Below are 1,751 nucleotides of genomic sequence, written 5' to 3' on the forward strand. Positions count from 1 at the left end.
CGTCACCGCCGTGCTCGGTTTTCGCGATGCGTCGGCCCAGCGGGTCGTAGGTCATTCTGACCACGCTGCCGTTTTCATTGCGTACTTCGATCAGACGGCTTTCGGCGTCGTAGGCAAAGCGTTGCAGGCCGCGCGCGGTGCTGCGTTTTTCGATTGTGCGGCCAAAGGCGTCATAGCGATAACGCTTGTCCTGATAAGTCAGCAGCTTGTTATGCACCACTAACCCGGCACCCGCCTGCGGGCCGTCGAGCAGGTTGGCGGCGGCGTCGTAGGCGAAGGTTTCGCGTTGGCCGTGCAGGTTGTCCTGGCTGGCGATGATGCGGCCGGTGGCGTCGTAGTGCAGCAGTTGGCGGTGTTGTGTGGCGGGCTGCTGGTCGAGTTTGCCGATCAGGTTGTCAGCGGGGTCGTATTCGAATTGTTTCTGCGCGGATGCCGGTAACAGCGATGGTTGGCCTGTGAGACGACGTTGACGTGCGCGCAGACGGCCGCTGCGGTCGTATTCGCTGCGGGTGCTGAGCTGACCTTGGGTGCGCAGCACTTCGCGGTGCAGGCGGTCGCGTTCGAAGTCGCTGATCACCTGGCCATCGAGGTTGATCTGATGCAGGTGACCGCTGCCGTAGTACAGGCGGTTGAGCCAGCGGCCGTCGGGCAGTTGGGTCTGGATCAGGTTGCCGAGTTCGTCGTAGTGGTGGTGCAGGCTGCCCGCCGAGCTCTGTTCGGTGAGCAACTGGCCAAGGGCGTCGTAGGCGAAGCTCAGGGCCTGGGTGTTGCCGTGCAGGTCGGTGAACGTCACCGCCGTAAGCTGATCCACGGCGTCGTAGCTGTAGTCCGTGCGGCCATCGTCGGTGGTCTTGGCGATCAGGCGGCCAACAGCGTCGCGCTCCAATCGATGGACGATGGGCGCGGGCGCTGTCTCGGGGACGACCGCCAAACCACTGCCGTACGGGGCCGGTACAGCGCTCACCGCAATCACATTGTCCAGCGGATCGTAGCGGTAGCGCTTGGCGCTGCCATCCAGGTCCTGCTGCTCGGTTAGGCGGTCCCCGGCGTCCCAGGCAAACCGATAACGCTCGCCGTTTTCGTTGATCAGCGCTTGCAGGCGTCCATAGCTGTCATAGCCGAACTGCACCTGCCGACCATGGGCGTCGATGCGCTGGCGCACCTGGCCGCGACGGTTGTGCTGGTACAGGGTGGTATGCCCGGCCGGGTCGGTGTAACCCACCAGTTGGCCGCTGGTGTTGCGTTGGTATTGCTCGGTGCGCCCGTCCGGCAATTGGCTGCTGAGCAGGCGCCCCTGGGCGTCATAGCTGAACAGGGTACGCTCGCCAAGGGCGTCGGTGATGACCTGCAAATTGCCGCGTTCGTCGTAGCTGAAGCGGGTGGGGTAGCCAGAGCAATCCACGTGCTCGACCAACTGCCCGAACGGGTTCCAGCGCAGCTTCTTGCTTTTGCCGGTGGCGTCGATGATTTCTACGGGCTGGCCGTGATCGTCATAGCGATAGCGAGTGACATAGCCCAGCGGGTCGGTTTCGGCGATGCAGTTGCCGCGCTGATCGTAGCGATACGCCCAGCTATTGTCGGCGGCGTCGGTCTCCACCAGCGGCAGTGCCCAATGCTCAAGCCACAAGGTCGAGTCGCTGCGGCCCAGCGGGTCAGTCTCGCCGATCAAGTTGCCGGCATCGTCGTAGCTGTACGTATAGCGCCCGCCCAGCGGATCGGTGGCGCTGAGCAATTGGCGTTCGTCGTTCCAC

General features: G+C 63.7%; 1 pseudogene. It reads right to left on the bottom strand.

From position 1 onward, the window contains the following. Window positions 1-1,751: pseudogene (locus QRN41_RS25410) on the bottom strand (RHS repeat-associated core domain-containing protein); the annotation flags it as partial.

This window comes from Pseudomonas sp. efr-133-TYG-23 (assembly GCF_030209215.1).
Classification (GTDB): Bacteria; Pseudomonadota; Gammaproteobacteria; order Pseudomonadales; family Pseudomonadaceae; genus Aquipseudomonas; species Aquipseudomonas rhodesiae.